Origin of the sequence: Corynebacterium sp. HMSC068G04 (assembly GCF_001814885.1) — a bacterium.
GTDB lineage: Bacteria > Actinomycetota > Actinomycetes > Mycobacteriales > Mycobacteriaceae > Corynebacterium > Corynebacterium hiratae.
The window spans coordinates 33838-51313 of record NZ_KV818297.1 but is presented as its reverse complement, the minus strand read 5'-3'; the positions used below and the strand labels follow the sequence as shown (position 1 = coordinate 51313).

The 17476-nt window shown below is 63.0% G+C and carries 18 protein-coding genes; 9 read left to right on the top strand and 9 right to left on the bottom strand.

The genetic code is table 11. From position 1 onward, the window contains the following. Window positions 1–61: 61 nt before the first annotated feature. Window positions 62–709 carry an O-methyltransferase gene (locus HMPREF2993_RS02285; RefSeq protein ID WP_046648301.1) on the top strand — a complete coding sequence of 216 codons (648 nt, stop codon included), beginning with the start codon at window positions 62–64 and terminating at the stop codon, window positions 707–709. A gap of 492 nt (window positions 710–1201) precedes the next feature. Here HMPREF2993_RS02285 and glgC read toward each other — a convergent pair whose 3' ends face one another. After that, the gene (gene glgC / locus HMPREF2993_RS02280; protein ID WP_046648300.1) at window positions 1202–2419 is read right to left on the bottom strand and encodes a glucose-1-phosphate adenylyltransferase; all 1218 of its coding nucleotides are present in this window, start codon (window positions 2417–2419) and stop codon (window positions 1202–1204) included. Between the two features lie 188 nt (window positions 2420–2607). Between glgC and glgA the strand changes: the two genes are divergently transcribed. Together glgA and HMPREF2993_RS02270 are read left to right on the top strand one after the other, a co-directional pair. Then, complete coding sequence (glgA, locus tag HMPREF2993_RS02275) at window positions 2608–3762, top strand: glycogen synthase (RefSeq protein ID WP_046648299.1); 1155 nt, start codon at window positions 2608–2610, stop codon at window positions 3760–3762. An 11-nt stretch (window positions 3763–3773) separates the two neighbouring features. Next, on the top strand, window positions 3774–5231 hold the full coding sequence (locus HMPREF2993_RS02270) for a GH32 C-terminal domain-containing protein (RefSeq protein ID WP_070700803.1): 1458 nt from the start codon (window positions 3774–3776) through the stop codon (window positions 5229–5231). A gap of 433 nt (window positions 5232–5664) precedes the next feature. Here HMPREF2993_RS02270 and HMPREF2993_RS02265 read toward each other — a convergent pair whose 3' ends face one another. From HMPREF2993_RS02265 to dapE, 7 genes are read right to left on the bottom strand one after another with little or no spacing between them, the layout of a single operon-like run. Then, window positions 5665–6552, bottom strand: a complete 888-nt coding sequence (locus tag HMPREF2993_RS02265; protein WP_046648297.1) for a methyltransferase domain-containing protein — start codon at window positions 6550–6552, stop codon at window positions 5665–5667. 9 nt (window positions 6553–6561) lie between these two features. Then, a complete protein-coding gene (locus tag HMPREF2993_RS02260; protein ID WP_010187237.1) occupies window positions 6562–6729 on the bottom strand; it encodes a DUF3117 domain-containing protein in 168 nt (55 codons plus the stop codon). Between the two features lie 35 nt (window positions 6730–6764). After that, window positions 6765–7118: a DivIVA domain-containing protein gene (locus HMPREF2993_RS02255; RefSeq protein ID WP_049154387.1), complete on the bottom strand. Its 354-nt coding sequence runs from the start codon at window positions 7116–7118 to the stop codon at window positions 6765–6767. Between the two features lie 3 nt (window positions 7119–7121). Further along, a complete protein-coding gene (locus HMPREF2993_RS02250) occupies window positions 7122–7859 on the bottom strand; it encodes a glucosyl-3-phosphoglycerate synthase (protein ID WP_070700800.1) in 738 nt (245 codons plus the stop codon). Between the two features lie 3 nt (window positions 7860–7862). Then, window positions 7863–8675 (bottom strand): dihydropteroate synthase, encoded by an 813-nt coding sequence (gene folP, locus HMPREF2993_RS02245; RefSeq protein WP_210401539.1) that lies wholly within the window; start codon window positions 8673–8675, stop codon window positions 7863–7865. Between the two features lie 26 nt (window positions 8676–8701). Then, entirely contained in the window at window positions 8702–9472 is a 771-nt protein-coding gene (locus HMPREF2993_RS02240) for an LOG family protein (RefSeq protein WP_070509630.1), read from the bottom strand. Between the two features lie 7 nt (window positions 9473–9479). Further along, window positions 9480–10568: a succinyl-diaminopimelate desuccinylase gene (dapE, locus tag HMPREF2993_RS02235; protein WP_070547280.1), complete on the bottom strand. Its 1089-nt coding sequence runs from the start codon at window positions 10566–10568 to the stop codon at window positions 9480–9482. Window positions 10569–10659: 91 nt separating this feature from the next. Here dapE and HMPREF2993_RS02230 point away from each other — a divergent pair, with 91 nt between their 5' ends. The 6 genes from HMPREF2993_RS02230 to HMPREF2993_RS02205 all read left to right on the top strand — a co-directional run bounded on the left by HMPREF2993_RS02230 (window position 10660) and on the right by HMPREF2993_RS02205 (window position 16485). Next, the gene (locus HMPREF2993_RS02230) at window positions 10660–12018 is read left to right on the top strand and encodes an amino acid permease (protein ID WP_070700794.1); all 1359 of its coding nucleotides are present in this window, start codon (window positions 10660–10662) and stop codon (window positions 12016–12018) included. A gap of 18 nt (window positions 12019–12036) precedes the next feature. Then, complete coding sequence (dapD, locus tag HMPREF2993_RS02225; protein WP_070700792.1) at window positions 12037–13008, top strand: 2,3,4,5-tetrahydropyridine-2,6-dicarboxylate N-succinyltransferase; 972 nt, start codon at window positions 12037–12039, stop codon at window positions 13006–13008. An 87-nt stretch (window positions 13009–13095) separates the two neighbouring features. After that, window positions 13096–14526: an amino acid permease gene (locus HMPREF2993_RS02220; protein WP_070700789.1), complete on the top strand. Its 1431-nt coding sequence runs from the start codon at window positions 13096–13098 to the stop codon at window positions 14524–14526. 371 nt (window positions 14527–14897) lie between these two features. Next, window positions 14898–15758 (top strand): DUF559 domain-containing protein, encoded by an 861-nt coding sequence (locus HMPREF2993_RS02215; protein WP_049154375.1) that lies wholly within the window; start codon window positions 14898–14900, stop codon window positions 15756–15758. Window positions 15759–15812: 54 nt separating this feature from the next. Then, window positions 15813–16022 carry a helix-turn-helix transcriptional regulator gene (locus HMPREF2993_RS13705; RefSeq protein ID WP_046648286.1) on the top strand — a complete coding sequence of 70 codons (210 nt, stop codon included), beginning with the start codon at window positions 15813–15815 and terminating at the stop codon, window positions 16020–16022. Next, entirely contained in the window at window positions 16006–16485 is a 480-nt protein-coding gene (locus HMPREF2993_RS02205; RefSeq protein WP_232745310.1) for a SoxR reducing system RseC family protein, read from the top strand. Before HMPREF2993_RS13705 ends, HMPREF2993_RS02205 begins: the two co-directional genes overlap by 17 nt. Before the next feature lie 422 nt (window positions 16486–16907). Here the strand turns inward: HMPREF2993_RS02205 and HMPREF2993_RS02200 are convergent, their stop codons facing one another. Further along, a complete protein-coding gene (locus HMPREF2993_RS02200) occupies window positions 16908–17471 on the bottom strand; it encodes a GtrA family protein (RefSeq protein ID WP_070700824.1) in 564 nt (187 codons plus the stop codon). Window positions 17472–17476 lie beyond the last annotated feature (5 nt).

The window sequence follows — 17476 nt, the reverse complement described above, 5'->3', positions numbered from 1 at the left end:
GAGGAGAGTTGCGGGCGATTCTCGGCACGCAGCTGTGGCGATTTCACTATGGTTTTCTTTTGTGACTACTACGGCTTATGACGCAATGCGAACCTACATCGAATCCACCAGCGAGGTCTCCGAGGTTCTCGCCGGCGCCCGCGCCCACGCGGAGGAGTATGGCCTGCCAGCACCGGATGAGGCAACCGGCCAGTTGCTCACCACGCTCGCGGCGGTTTCATCCGGCACTACCTCGCGGCCGCAGGCGGTGGCGATTACTCCCGCAGCATCCGTCGTAGGCCTCTACCTGCTTGCCGGCATGCCGGAGAACGGAATCCTCACCTGTATTGACCCGGAGGCAGAACACCAGGCCAGCGCCAAGCGAACCTTCCGCGAGGCCGGCTACTCCCCCAGCCGCGGCCGTTTCTTACCCTCGCGCCCCCTCGACATCATGGGCCGTCTGGCTAATGACACCTACCAGGTGATCTACGCCGAGGTCCCAGCGCTCGATATGCCTGCACTGCTCAAGGCCGCCTGGCCGCTGCTGCACCAGCACGGCACTTTGGTGCTGGCCAATGCGCTTCTCGACGGCACCGTGGCCGACCCCTCCCGCACCGACCGCGACACCGCCGCTGCCCGCGAGGCCGACGAGGTTGCCCGCTCCCTCGAGGGCGCGGCCGTGACGCGCCTGCCCTACGGCGCGGGCCTGACGCTCATTACCAAGCTGTAGCCGCCTTCTGAAACTGCCCGATCTGCCAAAACCATCGCCTGTTTTTCGATCGGCTCGGAGACTTTCGTCATTTAGGACACCGTTGGTTTAGCCACTGATACGTCTCCGAGCTAAACCCCGCCCTGTGGCGCCGGTGTCCTTCTTTGCGCCCACTTTTACTCCTTCTCCGTTCCCACCCCCGCCCTTCGCGCTCACCATGGGGCTTCACGAGGCGGGCCGCGCACTTTCGGTGAGCGCGAAGGGTGTGTTGGTGCAGGATTGTGGTGTTGCACGGGTGTGTTGGTGCAGGGTGTGGTTGTGCCGCGCGTGATGTTGCAGGGTGTGGTTGTGCCGCGCGTGTTGTTGCAGAGTGTGCTGTTGCTGGGAGTGTTGTTGCACAGGCTCCTGAAGCAACCCGGAACTCATCGGCGACATCAAAGCCACGAAAAGCGGGCGTGGAGTGGACTTCAATCCACCCGCACGCCCGCTTTAAGTGCTGCGCTGTCTCGCGACTTAGACCTTTACGTTCTTACCCACGACGACCACGCCGCCCTCGGAAACCTTGAAGCGCTCCTCATCGCGCTCGCGGTCCACGCCGATGATCGCACCATCGCTGACCACCACGTTCTTGTCCAGGATGGCGTGGCGGACCACCGCTCCCCGGCCAATGCGCACGCCCGGCAAGATGACGGAGCCTTCCACCGTCGCGCCATCCGCCACGTGCACGTCCGAAGAGAGCACAGAGTTACGCACCGTACCGCCGGAGACAATGCAGCCCGGAGCCACCATCGAGGACTGGGCGATACCGTTCTGCACGAACTTCGCCGGCGGGAAGTTCGAGTCATCTGTGGAGTGAATAGGCCACGAACGGTTGTACAGGTTGAAAATGGGGTGCACCGAAATCATGTCCATGTGTGCCTCATAGAAGGAGTCGATGGTACCGACATCGCGCCAATAGCCATGGTCACGCTCCGTAGAACCGGGCACCTCATTGGCCATGAAGTCGTAGACGTGTGCCTGCTCACGCTTCACGAAATAAGGAATGATGTTGCCGCCCATGTCATGCGCGGAGTCCTCATTCTTTTCGTCTTCCAGCAAAGCGTCGATAAGCGCCTGCGTGGTGAAGACGTAGTTGCCCATGGAGGCGTAGGTCATGTTCGGATCATCCGGGGTGGCCGGGGGATTCGCAGGCTTCTCGACGAACTCCGTAATCGTGCCCATCCCATCCGCCTGGATGCAGCCGAAGGCAGAAGCCTCCGAGCGCGGGACGCGGATGCCCGCCACGGAGCAGTCCAGGCCAGTCGCGATGTGCTCCTCCACCATCTGGGCCGGGTCCATGCGGTAGACGTGGTCGGCGCCAAAGACGATGACGTAATCCGGCTTCTCGTCATAAATCAGGTTCAGCGACTGCAAGATGGCATCGGCCGAACCGTTGTACCAACGCTTACCGCGGCGCTGCTGGGCGGGTACGGAGGCGATGTACTGCGGAGTCGGGCCAGACAGGTTCCACGCCTGGGAAATGTGGCGGTCCAAAGAGTGGGACTTGTACTGGGTTAGCACCGCAATCTTGAGGTATCCGGCGTTAACGAGGTTGGACAGCACGAAGTCGATCAGGCGGTAGGAGCCGCCGAAAGGAACGGCGGGCTTAGCGCGGTCTTCCGTCAGCGGAAAGAGGCGCTTTCCCTCGCCGCCGGCAAGGACAATGGCAAGGACATTAGGAAGGCTTCTCACACCACCCAACTTATAGACATTTTCCGCATCGTGCAGTAGAAGTTTGCGTGTTTTTACCCCCTTTAACCTCCCTCACCCCTCTTGCGTACTTCCTTCGTGTTTGCGTCCCAACGCCGCTGCGCGCCGCGCCCGTGGCGCGCGATAGGAAGGTTTAGCGCGCGCTGCGGAATGTCCGTATTCTGGCGAGTATGAGAGCCGGAATTTTTTCTAAGGAGTATCCGCCGGAGATTTACGGCGGAGCTGGCGTCCATGTTGCAGAGCTCACCCGTTTCATGCGCGAGATCATCGATGTCTCCGTCCACTGCATGGGGTCTGAGCGCGACGAGAAAGACGTTTTTGTCCATGGCGTTGACCCCGCATTGAAGGATGCCAACGCTGCGCTGCAGACACTGTCTACGGGTCTACGCATGGCCAACGCCGCCTCCGACATCGATGTGGCTCACTCGCACACGTGGTACACGGGCCTTGGTGGGCACCTCGCCAGCCGGTTGTACGGTATCCCCCACGTGGTTACCGCGCACTCCCTCGAGCCGCACCGCCCGTGGAAGCGCGAGCAGCTGGGCGGCGGTTATGAGGTCTCCTCTTGGTCGGAGAAGAACGCGATGGAATACGCCGACGCCGTCATCGCCGTATCTGCCGGCATGAAAGATTCCATCTTGGATGCCTACCCCCGTATCGACGCCGATAAGGTGCATGTGGTCCTCAATGGCATCGATACGCAGGTGTGGCAGCCGGGTGAGTCGGCGGTGCTGGATAAGTTGGGCGTCGACAAGCAGCGTCCCGTCGTTGCCTTCGTGGGCCGGATTACCCGACAGAAGGGCGTGAAGCACCTGCTCAAGGCGGCCCAGAGCTTTGACGAGGATATCCAGCTCGTGCTGTGTGCGGGCGCGCCGGATACGCCGGAGATTGCGGCGGAGACCGAAGCCCTCGTGGAGGAGTTGCGCTCCAAGCGCGATGGTGTGTTCTGGGTTAAGGACATGCTGTCCCGCGAGGAGATTAAGCAAGTCTATTCCGGTGCCGATGTGTTCGTCTGCCCGTCGATCTATGAGCCGCTGGGCATTGTTAACCTCGAAGCCATGGCTTGCGGCACCGCGGTCGTAGCCTCCAATGTGGGTGGCATCCCAGAGGTCGTCGTGGATGGTGAGACCGGCGTTTTGGTCAATTACGATGCCGCTGATGAAGCCACCTTTGAGGCTGATCTCGCCGCCGCCGTGAATCGAGTGGCAGCGGACAAGGAACTGACGCAGCGCTTTGGCAGCGCCGGTCGCCAGCGCGCCATTGATGCTTTCTCGTGGGCTACCATCGCGCAGCAGACCGTGGACATTTACCGTTCGTTGATGTAGGAAGGACTGCCGTGACTCTTAACGAACCGCCTCATCGCCCAGAACTACATTTCGTTCCCGACACCGGGGTCCTCGAAGCCCCCGCGGGAATCGTCCGCGACGGTAACACGTGGCACCTGTTCCACCAGTACCGGCCCGCGGCTGACCAGCCCGCACGCTGGGGCCATTCCACGTCGGAAGAAACAGCTTTTGAGTGGCTCGACTGCGACGATGTCCTCGCCCCCGTGGGCGGAGAGCTGTCGCTGCGTGCTGGCTCCGTCGCGGAGGGTAAGGACGCGCTCAACTTGTATTTCACCTCGGTGACCTCGGTGGGTACGAGCGTGCGCCTAGCGCGCTACACCGACTACGCCGATGAATGCGTCGTCTCCGATGACCCTACGGCGCTCGACCCGGATGTCGTCCGCTTCGGCGAAGCTGTCGGTGCCAGCACCAATCACGACCGCTTCCGCTCTCCCTCTGTGGTCCCAGATTGGGCCAAGGAGGACCGCGAGGAAGGCCACGATGGCTGGCTCATGCTTGCGCTGACCGGGCACTCGGACGCGCCGGTGCCGGTGATCCTGGATAGCCCCGATGGCGAATCCTGGACACTCCTCGGGCCGTTGAGTTTCGACGGCGACCCTGGTTTCGAAGAGGGCGAGGTTCCGGCTACCTCCCCCATCCCGCCGGTGGTCTCGCCGCGCTTGGTGCGCCTGCGCGACGAGGTCGATAGGGAAATCTACGATGTGCTCTTCGTGACCTTAGAGCGCGAGGGCCGCGATGTTTCCGGCTATATCGTGGGCCGTCTTGATGGCACGGTGTTCACCGTGGCGAAGGGTTTCCAGCGCGTGGACTTTGGCCACGACTTCTCTCGTCCGCGCAACACCAACACCACGACCGGAACGATTCCGCAAGAGCGCCGCTACGACCGCGCGGTCATCCTCGGTCTGCTTAACGGCAACGGCCGCGGTGACGACGCCACCAAGCACCCATCCTGGGAGGCGGAGGGCTGGGCTAATAGCCTGTCGCTGCCGCGTGCGGTCACGCTGCAGGGCGGTGTGCTGTACCAGACCCCGGCGGAGGGTCTGCCGGATGCGGTGAAACTCTCCGACTATGCCCAATCCTGGACCGGTGTTTTGGAGGTTCCGGAAGGCTCCGCCGTGACCGTGACGCTGAAGGACGGTAACGGTGATGCCGCCGCGGTCATCCGCCACACCGGCTCCGAGATCAGCCTGGATCGCTCCATGTCGAAGGCCTTTGATCACTACTTCAAGGACTCTGCTCCTGCGGTGACCCAACTGGCGGAGGGCGATTCGGACACGCTTACTGTCATCCAAGACGGCGCTAGCGTTGAGGTGTTTGTGGACGGTGGCTTGGTGGCCATGAGTTCTCGCGTCTACTTTGAGGGCGGATGCTCTGCCATCGAGGTCAGCACGGAGGGCGAGGCTGTCATTGAGCAGTCGTGGAGCCGCAAGGGCACCAAGCGCTCTTAATCGCATCGACTGCGACACGGCGTATAGGAGGAGGACCGAGTTGTCTCGGTCCTCTTTTTAATGCGCCCCCTACCCTTCGCGCTCACCGAGGAACTCAAACAACCACCGCGGGCGCTGCCGGTGAGCGCGAAAGGAGATTGAGGCGGAGGTCGATGCAGATGCCTTCGAGCGCCGACAAGACCACGCAACCTCAGAGCCACAACGAGCCAGGCCGGGCCTCACCCCGCCCTTCGCGCTCACCGTGGAACTCAAACAGCCACCGCCCCCGCTCTCGGTGAGCGCGACGGGAGGCCGAGGCGGGCTGGGTCGGTCGAGCCACCCCCTTCGCGCTCACCGAGGAACTCAAACAGCCACCGCGCCCACTCCCGGTGAGCGCGAAGGGCGGTTTCGAAGAGAAGCAGCGAAGGAAGACCCTATAAAGGAGCGTCAGTAGTTAGGCCGAACGCAGGCGGTCCAGACGGGCATGCGCCGTCACGGTCAGGGTTTGCGGCAGAGAGGCCATACGCTCGGCCAGCTCTTCCGGGCTGATGTGGCGCGCAGAGGGGCTCATTCCCACCTGCGCGGCGATGGAGGCCTTGTCGAGGACGATGGGGAAGGAAATATCGACCGGATCAGCCGCCTGCTCAAGGAAACCTTCCGCCTGCGCGTAGAGGCGCTCCACCTTTCCTTCCTCGACGCCGAGGATGCCCAACGGCTCCCGCAGCTCATCGAGGTGGCCAGCCTGCGGAGTCAGCACAATGACCTCCCCGCCGGGGGCGAGAACGCGCTGGAATTCCGCCGGGTTGCGCGGAGCGAAGACGACCGAGATGGCGTGAATCGAATCATCCTTCAGCGGCAGACGCTCCCATACATCCGCGACCACAGCACCGACGCGCTCGTGCGACTTGGCCAGGTGCTTGGCCGCATGCGTAGAGATATCCAGGCCCACGCCACGAGCGCCCTCAATCGAATCGAGAGTGTGGGCAAGGTAGTAACCCGTGCCCGCGCCCACCTCAAGGAGCGCGGGGGCGGTGTCCACATCCAGGCCAGCCGCGTGCTCAGCCGCATCCTGGGTTTCCAAAGAGTCCTGGACCGCGCCGGTCACTGCCTCCACGAAGGGCGCGAAGTGCCCCATGGCCAGGTAGGTCTCGCGGGCGGTAACCATCGCGGCATCGTCGCCCTGATGTTTCAGGCCCGCGCCGGCTGCCAGCGTGACGTAGCCCTGCTTGGCCACGTCATAAGAATGGCCGGTCTCCGACACGAGGCGAGAAAAATCATCCGCGCCCTGCAGGGCGCTGCCATCGGCGGGATCGGCCAGAATATCGACGATATGTGAAAGCATGCTCCTAGACTAGCTAGAAACTGCTACGAGGAGTGAACCCAGCTCCGCTGCTTCTTCTTTACTGAGCTCAATGACAATGCGCCCACCCCCGTCAGAAGGAATGCGCATCACGATCTTGCGGGACTCCTCTACCGCTTCCATCTCTCCACCAGTGGTACGGGGCTTCATCGCTGCCATATTGAGTCTCCTTCGACTATTTTTAGAACGTCCTTCTAGTCTAGCTCTTTTTCGGCCGACAGCGGCAGGCTCGTTGCCTCACCCGCGGCGGAAGGTTCCGCAGAATCATCTGCAGAACCGTCAGAAGCCACCGACTCAGCGCCCAGGCGACGCTCCACGGCGGCCAGCAGGGCGTCCACTTGGTCCTGGCGGTAGCCGCGTGTCACGACGTCGAAACGCAGGTCGTCGAAGCGCCCCTCCTCAAGGGCGCGGAGATTCTCCTCGTTGGTATCCACGGCCGTATCGGGAGCCTCCATCACGGTCCCCCGACCCACGATGGTTCCCCACGCCCATGTGCCAATGATGACGAGGGCGATAAGGACGACGATAAGAAGAATCCAGGACATCATGCGCTAAATCTTACCCAGCAGCGGCGGACGTTGGGCAACGGGGCCAACCACGCCCGCGCGGGAGAGGATGGTGCGCGCGACAACATCGGCCATCGGGGCTAGTTCCTCGAGCGGGCGGTTGCGGTGGGCGCGGGTGCCCAGGTCCACCTCGGCGATGGCGTGGGGGCCATAGCGCTTGGCGACGTCTATCAGCACCCCCGCCTCCACCCCGTAGCCCGCCACAAAAGGCAGGCCCAGGGCTGTCTCGCGGCGAATCGCGTACTCCCCGCCCAGAGGTTGATCGATGTGCGCGAGCTCGGGGAAGAACATGCGCAGCAGCGGCTTGGCGCTCAGCTCCGTAACTCGCCCGCCACCGGTGGGCTGGCCGTTCAGGCTGCGCGCGTAGCGCACCTTGACCAGCTGTACGTGGGGATCCACGAAAGGCTCGGTCAGCGCGGTAACCATGCCGGGCGCAGCAGACTCTAAATCCGCGTCGATGAACACGACCACCTCACCACGGGCCGCGGCCACCCCGCGCCACAGGGACTCACCCTTTCCCGGACGCGGTTCCTCGTCCAGCACCTCGCGCCAGTTGCACACCCGGGCACCCGCCGCGGCGGCCCGGGCGGCGGTCTCATCGGTGGAGTCGGCGTCGATGACGATGACCTCTAAAGGCTCATCCGCCAGGCAGGCGCGCACGACGTGCGCGACGGTGCGCTCCTCATCCAGCGCAGGGATGACCACAGAAATGCTCGGAAACATGCCTTAGGCCAGCCCCCGCGTCGTCGCAAGCGGCGCCATGTGCCCCTGAATGGCAGCGGTCATGCGGATGACATCGAGCGTCGGGCCCACCTCATGCACCCGAAACGCCGCCACGCCGCGCGCTGCCGACCATGCCGTCGCCGCCAACGTGCCCGCGACGCGCTGGTCGACGGCTCGGTCGAGGGTCTCGCCCACAAAGTCCTTATTCGATAACGCCATGAGCACCGGCCAGCCCGTTGCCACGATCTCATCGATGCGCCGCAACAGTTCCAGACCGTGGAAGGTGTTTTTGCCAAAGTCGTGCGTGGGGTCGATGAACGTCAGCTCCTCCGGGCAGCCGAGGTCGGCGGCGCGCTCCGCCAGTCGCGTGGTCTCGCTGATGACGTCGGCGACCACGTCGTCGAAATGCGCACGATGCGGGCGGGTGCGCGGGGTCACGCCACCGGTGTGCGAGCACACGTAACCCACCTTGTGGTGGCCGGCGACTTCGATGAGCTCGGGGTCCCAACCGGCCCACGTGTCGTTGACCAACCCGGCGCCCGCGGCGATAGCTTCCTCTGCGACCTCGGCGCGCCACGTGTCCACGGAGATCAGCGCCTCAGGGCGGCGACGGTGCAGCTCCGCGATGGTGGGCACGACGCGCTCGATTTCCTCGGCCGCGTCGACGTGCTCACCCGGGCCGGCCTTGACGCCGCCGATGTCGATGATGGAGGCGCCGTCGTCAAGCGCCTGCTCAGCACGCTGGATTGCGGGGTCGAGCTCGAAGGTCGCGCCCTTGTCGTAGAAGGAGTCCGGCGTGCGGTTCACAATCGCCATGACCCGCGCGAGGTTGGGGGCAGAGGTCACTTGTCTTCTTGCTCCCGCAGGCGCTTGTCCGACATGACCTTGTGCGCGGCCAGGATGTGGGCGACGGCTTCATCGATATCGTCGGTGACGAGGAAGAGATCGAGGTCCTCGGGGTTGATGAACCCACCCTCGGCCAGGGTCTTCTTCATCCACTCCACCAGGCCGGCCCAGTAGTCGGTGCCCATGAGCACGATGGGATAGTTGGTCACCTTGCCGGTTTGGACCATGCACATGACCTCGAAGAACTCATCCATGGTGCCCATGCCGCCGGGCAGACAGATGAAGGCCTGGGAGTACTTGAGGAACATGGTCTTGCGGGCGAAGAAGTAGCGGAAGTTCAAGCCCAGATCCACGTAGGGGTTCAGGCCCTGCTCGTGCGGCAGCTCGATGCCGAGGCCCACAGACAGCCCGCCAGCCTCGTGCGCGCCGCGGTTGGCCGCCTCCATAATGCCCGGGCCGCCGCCGGTGATAACGGCGTACTTGGCTTCCACAAGTCGGCGGCCCAAGGCCACGCCCAGCTGGTAATTCGGGTCATCCTCCGGGGTGCGGGCAGAGCCGAAGACGGTCACGGCCTTGGGCAGCTTGGCCAGGGCGTCGAAGCCGTCCACGAACTCGCCCTGGATGCGCAGGACGCGCCAGGGATCGGCGTGCTGCCACTCATGATCCGCGCCGGACTGCAGCAGGCGCTGGTCGAAGGTGGAGGACTGCTCTCCGGCGGTGCGCACGAGAAGAGGTCCGCGCAGGGTGCGCAGTTGCTCAGGAGTCATGGTGGTGTTATCCCTTCAGGTAATTCAAGAGTGCGGTCGAGACTTCGGTGATCTGGGCGATGGGCACCTGCTCGTCCTTCTTGTGAGCAAAGCCCGGATCGCCAGGGCCGAAGTTAACGGCTGGGGTACCCATCTCGGAGAAACGGGCCACGTCGGTCCACCCGTACTTGGCGCGGACGTTGCCGCCGACGGCGTCGACAAGCGCGCGCGCCGCTGGCTGCCCCAAACCGGGCAGGGCGGCCCCAGCGATGTCATCGACCTCCACGGTGATGTTTTCGTGTTCGCCGAGGACCTCCATTAGGTGAGCCAGCGCCTCCTCGGAGCTGCGGTCGGGGGCGAAGCGGAAGTTGACGAACATCCAGGCCTCATCCGGAATGGTATTGGTGGCCACGCCGGATTCGAGGTGAACGATGTTGAGGCCTTCCTTGTAGGTGCAGCCGTCAATCTCGACGTCGCGTGGCTGGTAGTTGGCCACGTTGAGCATCACCGGCGCCAAGGTGTGCGCCGCGTTGGAGCCCAGCCAGGCGCGGGCCGAGTGCGCGCGAGTGCCGTGGGCGGTAACGCGCACGCGGATGGTGCCTTGGCAGCCGGCCTCGATCATGGCGCCGGAGGGCTCGCCCAGCAGCGCTAGGTCCCCATGCAGCCACTCCGGGTGATCTTTCTGCAGGTGGCCCAGGCCGTTGAATTCGGTGGCGACCTCCTCGCCCTCATAGGCGATGACCGTGAGGTCGTGCTTGAGCTCATCGGAGTTGTACAGCTGCGCAAAGGCGTTAAGGTAGACCGCCATGCCGGACTTCATGTCCACGGTGCCGCAGCCATACATGGTGGCGCCGTCCTCCGACATGGTGTGGGGGACGTTATCGGCCAAGGGCACGGTATCGATGTGGCCGGCGAGGACCACGCGGCTTTCGAAGCCCCGATTCGTCCGGGCGCAGACGGTGTTGCCGTAGCGTTCCACCTCTACTGTGCTCTGGTCCAGACCGCGCAGGGCTTCCTCGACGGCATCAGCGATCGCTTGCTCGTGGTGCGAAGGGCTAGGGATATCCACCAGCGCCTTGGTCAGCTCGATGGGATCGGAGAAGAGATTTAAAGTCACAACCCGCCATGCTAGCGCCCCCGGTTGCTTAGTGCATTGCGTAAAGTACTTCCCGTTGCAAACAATCAACAGCGTTGAAGGTGATTTCCCTATGGCTGCGGCCACTCAACTCAAAACCCGCCACCTCACCATGATGGGCCTCGGCTCCGCGGTGGGCGCAGGCCTCTTCCTGGGCGTCGGCCTAGGCATCCAGGTATCCGGCACCTCCGTCCTTATTTCCTATGCGGTGGCTGGTGCGCTCATCGCCTTGGTGATGTGGATGCTCGGCGAGATGGCCGCCGCCCGGCCTTCGTTGGGCGCTTTCTCTACCTATGCGGGCCAGGCCTTCGGGCCCTGGGCCAGGTTTACCTTGGGCTGGATTTACTGGTTCATGCTGGTCATGGTGATGGGCGCGGAGATTACCGGTGCCGCGGCGATTGTCTCCAACTGGTTCGGGGTGGACCCCTGGATTCCGGCATTGGTGGCCGTGGTCTTCTTCGCCATCGTTAACTTTGCCGCCGTGGGTGGCTTCGGCGAATTCGAGTTCTGGTTCGCCATCATCAAGGTGGCCACGATCGTGGCCTTCCTGGGCATCGGTGTGCTCATGGCACTGGGTATCCTGCCGGGTATGGACCTGTCCATGGCGGGACATAACTTCACGGAGAACTTCCTGCCCAACGGCGGCCCCGGCTTTGCTGCCGGCTTGCTCGCCGTGGCTTTCGCTTTCGGTGGCATCGAACTGGTCACCATTGCCGCGGCGGAATCTGAGGACCCGGCCCACAACGTCGCTACTGCCGTGCGCGCCATCATCGTGCGCATCATGGTCTTCTACATCGGCTCCATCCTGGTCATCACCATGGCCTTGCCTTTCAGCTCCATCCAGGACGCCGATGTGGCCGCGGACTCGCCCTTCACCCTGGTCCTCGCCGCCGCGAAAATCCCCTTCGCCGCGGGATTCATGGAAGCCATCATCGCCTTGGCGCTGCTGTCTGCCTTCAATGCGCAGATTTACGCCACCTCCCGCTTGGTCTACGACATGGCCAAGGACCACAGCGCGCACCACGTCTTCTTGAAGACCAACGTCTCCGGCTCCCCCATTTATGCGGTCGTGCTCTCCATCATCTTTGCCTTCGCATCGGTGGTGCTGCAGTACTGGAACCCGCCGGGGCTTCTGGCCTTCCTCTTCAACGCGGTAGGCGGCTGCCTGCTGGTCATCTGGTGTTTCATCGTGGCCTCCTACATCAAGCTGCACCCTCAGATGAAGGCCAACGGCGAGCTCACGACGCTGCGCGTGCCGGGCTTCCCCTGGCTGCCGTGGCTGACTGCCCTAGCACTGGTGGGTCTTACGATTCTCATGCTTTTCGACGCCTCCGCCCGCAACCAAGTCCTCGCCGTCCTCATCCTGACCGTTTCCCTGGTTGTGATCTTCCACCTACTGCCGGGTAACAAAAGGCGCGCGTCGAACGCGTAGCTGCTAGGGTGTGACCCTATGACTTCAGCATCCGCACGCGGCCTGGCAACCATTACCCACGACGGCACCGTCCTGGACGTCTGGTTCCCCGCAGTTCACACCGATATCTCTGTAGAAGCCAGCGGCACCGAGCGCTTGGAGGAGGTTCCGCAGCAGTTCGCTGACCTCGTTGGCCCCGACGAGGAGCGCGGCGTCGCCCGCATCGCGGTGGAGACGTCCATCAAGGATCTGGACGAGGCTCCCGCCGACACCTACGACGCTTACCTGCGCCTGCACCTGCTCTCCCACCGTGCAGTCAAGCCTCACGGCCTGAACGTCGACGGTATCTTCGGCAAGCTGGCCAACGTGGTGTGGACCAACTACGGCCCCTGCGCGGTTGCCGATTTCCAGATGGTCCGCGGCCGCCTCGCCTCCCGCGGCCCGGTCGTGGTCTACTCCGTCGATAAGTTCCCGCGCATGGTGGACTACGTTGTCCCGTCCGGCGTGCGCATTGGTGACGCCGACCGCGTTCGCCTGGGCGCCCACCTCGCTGAGGGCACGACCGTGATGCACGAGGGCTTCGTTAACTTCAACGCCGGCACCCTGGGCGCCTCCATGGTCGAGGGCCGTATTTCCGCAGGCGTCGTCGTGGGCGATGGCTCCGATATCGGCGGCGGCGCCTCCATCATGGGCACCCTGTCCGGCGGCGGCAAGGAGGTCATCTCCATCGGTGAGCGCTGCCTGCTCGGCGCGAACTCCGGCGTGGGCATTTCGCTTGGCGACGACGCCGTCGTCGAAGCCGGCCTCTACGTCACCGCCGGTACCAAGATTGCGGTCTTCGGCAAGATCGCGCAGGCTTTGGGCCTGTCTGAGGGCGACACCATCAAGGGCTCTAAGCTCTCTGGCATTTCCGGCGTACTGCTGCGCCGCAACTCCGTCACCGGCGCCGTCGAGGCCGTGGAGTGGAAGTCTGAGGTTGTGGCCCTCAACGAGGACCTGCACAAGAACTAAACGCTGTTGCTTGAGGCCCCCGTTCTTGCGGGGGCTTTTCTTGATCCCGGGCCCTTTATGCCCACTTACCGCGAGCGGCTGCCTACAATGCTAAAGGTGACTGCTCAAAACGATTCCTCTCCTCGCTCACTCGGCAGCGGCTTGAAGGTCCGCCACCTGACCATGATGGGGCTGGGCTCCACCATTGGCGCCGGCCTTTTCTTAGGCACGGGCGTCGGCATCTCCGCCGCCGGCCCCGCGGTCCTTCTGGCTTATCTCATCGCTGGATTCCTTGCCATCCTGGTCATGCAGATGCTCGGTGAGATGGGCACGGTCATCCCCGCATCCGGCTCCTTTTCCGAATATGCGGAGCACGGTATCGGCCGCTGGGCAGGCTTTACGCAGGGCTGGATTTATTGGCTTGCCACCGTCGCGGTTCTGGGCGCGGAAATCACCGGCGCGGCCGGATTCATCGGCGCGTGGTTTAACTGCCCGCCCTGGATCCCCGCAGCCATCTGCGTGGCTCTCTTCGGCACCATCAACCTGCTGCGAGTGCGCTTGTTTGGTGAGTTTGAGTACTGGTTCGCCTTCATCAAGGTCGCCGTCATTATTGCTTTCCTCGTTATCGGCGCGCTGCTCATCTTCGGCCTTCTCCCCGGCCACACCTTCATCGGCACGTCTGTCTTCCTCGAAGACGGCTTCATGCCCAACGGCCTCGGCGGCGTGGCCGCCGGCTTGCTTGCCGTGGCCTTCGCGTTCGGCGGCATCGAGGTTGTCGCCATCGCCGCGGCAGAATCCGAGGACCCCGAAAAGTCCCTCGTCAACGCAGTGCGCACCACCATTACGCGCATTTCGGTGTTCTACCTGGGCTCTGTTCTCGTCATCACCTTCCTCTTGCCCTATTCCTCGCTCGGTTCCGCGAAGTCTGCTGCCGAGTCGCCGTTCACCATGGTCTTGGACCGCGCGGGAATTCCAGGTGCTGCTGCCATCATGGAAGTGGTCATCGTTCTCGCACTGCTCTCTGCTTTTAACGCGCAGATCTACGCTTCCTCCCGCATGATGCACTCGCTGGCTAGCCGCGGTGAAGCCCCCAAGCTCTTCGCCGCCACCGACCGTCGCGGCGTCCCGACGGCGGCCATCGCGCTGTCTGTCATTCTTTCCGCGGTGATGGTTGTTCTCAACTATGCAGATAACGGGTGGCTGCTGTCCTTCATGCTCAACGCCGCTGGCGCCTCGCTGCTCATCGTGTGGGTCTTCATCGCAGTGAGCCAGTTGCGCCTGCGCCCGCAGCTCGAGGCCATCCACCCGCTGCCGGTACGCATGTGGGCCTACCCCTACCTCACGTGGTTCGCGCTGGCGCTCTTTGCGGCCATTGCGGTGCTCATGCTTACCGACGCCTCCGCCCGCATCCAACTCTTCTCCGCCGCCGCCATGTTCGCGGTACTCGCAGTTGCAGGTGTCATCAACGCGAAGGCCCGCGGCATTGCCCCGACCTCGCGCCTGCCCCTACCGACGGCCGAGGAGCTCGAGGCCCGCTAGCCGCCCCTCGCCATCTCGCCGCCCCACTCCCTCGTTTCCATCGCCGCCCAACCCCCTCGTTTCCGTCGCCGCCCCACCTTTCGCGCTCACCGGCCGACCAGCGTTGTACAGTTTGTCCGCTCTTGGTGGCCGCCAAGGGTCAGGCGCAGGAGCTTACCCACTCAATCACTCCCTTCGCGCTCACCGGCGACCGGGGTGTCGCTTTTTCAAGGCTGCCCGTGGGCGCCAAGGGAGTTTCGGGGCGGGCAAGAGGTGCAAAAATTGCGGACGCGACAGCTTTTTAGCGCAAAATCGACGCCGCAGGGCCAAGTTATCCACAGGCGGGGAATTGACCCTCGACGCGTCGTGAAGCACTGCATACCTTGAGCTTCATGAAGGCATGGACGACCGCGGAGCTTCGCGAGCAGGGCTTGAGCAAGGAGGCAATCAGGCGGAAGCTTCGCGCGGGGACGCTCTTTCGCGTGCACCGCGGGATTTATAGCGACGAGTGGTCGCCGCTTGCCGTGGCGCGGGCTCTGGCACACGGGCTCAGTCGAATACATTTCACGGGCAAGACCGCACAGGAGATTCACCTGGGGAGGAAGCTGACGTTTCCGCTGGAAGCCGAGGGCCCGCGCACGCTTAAGGGCAAAAATTTTCGCGTGACTCATTCACGCCTGTCGGCTACTGCCAAGGTAAATGGCCTGCCTGTTGTTCAGGTGCTGTGGGCAGCCCGTCGTATAGCCGCGGCGTGCGGGCAGCTGCTGGAAGCGCACTACCGCGGCAAAACAGGACCAGCCCGCCTCGAAGATGACCGGCGAAGGATGCGTCGGGTTCCCCGGCGCTTGAAAGAGACTATCCGACGCACGCCGATTGGGGCCGATAGCGTACCGGAGCGCCAGCTCAGCCGAAGGCTTAGCGCGGACGGGATCTTTCCTGAGCACAACGCGCTCATTGCGGGGTACCGCTTTGACCTGAAGATTGGCAAGCTCATCATCGAGGTCGACGGCTGGGAGTACCACAAAAATGATCGGGCGTTTCAAGCGGACCGCTCGAAGCAGAACGCGGCCGTAGCCCATGGGTATACGGTTTTGCGCTTTACTGCCGACGATATCCGCTACCACCTCAACGACGCCTTCTTGCTTATCAAAGCGACTCTTGAGCTGCTCAAAGGACGAAATCCCAAGCTCCCTTCTGCGGCGACCCAGCCTTATTGGACTTGGCACTTATGCATGCAAACATTGCCATCGTGACAAGTTTTCTTTACACTTAGGCATGTAAGAGTTACACACCGTAAAGGAGGCCAGATGGCCGAGCATCAGAACATGGTTCGCAAATGGCGGCGCTGGCTCGAGATGTCTCAAGCCGACCTTGCTGAACGGGCCGGCGTTTCCCGCCAAACTATCGCCAATATCGAACGCGGCAACTACTCCCCCTCCGTCTACCTAGCGCTAGACATCTGCCGCGAACTGGGAAAAACCATCGAAGAAGTCTTTGGAGATGAACAACATGATTAACGCCCTGGCCAACTACACGCTCCGCGAGATCGACCGCGCCTCTCGCGACGAATTCGAGCGCGAGACTTTCTACAAGGCCAACACCATCAGCGCTACCCCGACCCGCTTCCTCGAGCTCGTCGCCGCAGCCATCCTCGCCTGGGTCCTTCCTGGTCAGATGAGCATGCTGTGCTTCCTCGCCATCGCACCGTCTATCATCGGCAATCTCTTCGGCACGGCGTGGCTGCGCAAGCGCGTCGCCACCCCGCCTGTTGGCCGCATTTGGCCTGCGATGACCGTCTACCTCATCCCGCTCATTGTGATGTTCGTTGGAATTGCCCACAACGCTTACGCACCGGACTCCACCTCCTACTTGCTTGGCGCTGGGGCTGGCGTGACCGCCGCCATCATCTTCACGCCATTCCTTCGCCGCCGCCAGCATCAACGCGACCAGGCCCGCCTCGACTCCGAGCTCGACGACTAGACCGCACTGCCCGGCCAATCCCCATCCATCCCGCCCTTCGCGCTCACCGCGGACGGCGGGTCTTGCTTTTTACAGGCGCCGGTGAGCGCCAAGGGTAGTTCAAGCCGATACTGCCGGCCCCCGCAAAGAATGCAGCCTTGCCCTGCCCCGCTAAACCGCTGCCGCCGCCCCTTCCCGCTCACTGTAAACGGGAACTAGCGAATCTATTAGATGCCGGTGAGCGCAAAGGGCGGGTTTCCGATTTTCGTCCCTAAGCGCTCACCAGCACGATGGAGCGGTTCCACGCCGTGTCTCCAGTGAGCGCGAAGGAAGCGGTGCGTGCCGACGCCTCCCTTCCCGCTCACCGCCGCGACACAAAGGCCCCGCAGCCTTACGCTGGTGAGCGCGAAGGGTGCGGGGCGAGGCGGGGCAAAGGGCTGGTATTAAGCCGGTTCGGTCTCGTGAACCACGATCGGCGTCTTTGGCGTCGAGCGGAAGGTCCACAGCTTATTGAAGATGAAGTTAATCGGCATCGCCACCACGATGGAAATGGCGTTAGCCCAGTAGTACATCGTGCGGAAGCCCGTGGAGTCATCGAAAATATCGGGCGGCAGTTGCAGCGGCGAGGTCGGATTCATCAGCAGGTACTGCACCGCGAGGGTAACCAGGTAGGCGCCGATACCCGTGATGAGGAACGGGAAGAACCCACGCAACCAAGACACCTTGTTCACGGACTTAAACGTCCACATGCGGTTGAGCTGGTAGTTCCAGGTATTCGCCACCAAGAAGGCAATCGTGGAAAAGAGCATGAACCAACGCACGTGGAACTGCGTGCCGAACAGGTTGAACATCGCGTCATGCGGCGTGGCACCAAACCACGCCAAACCGCACTTTGCAGCCACAATCGAAGTCGCAATGTTGACCAACGTGCCCGAACCACCGACCAGACCGAACTTAATGAACTGGCCAAGATTCGAGGCAAAGCGAGCAAAGCTCAGATCCGCCATGGACA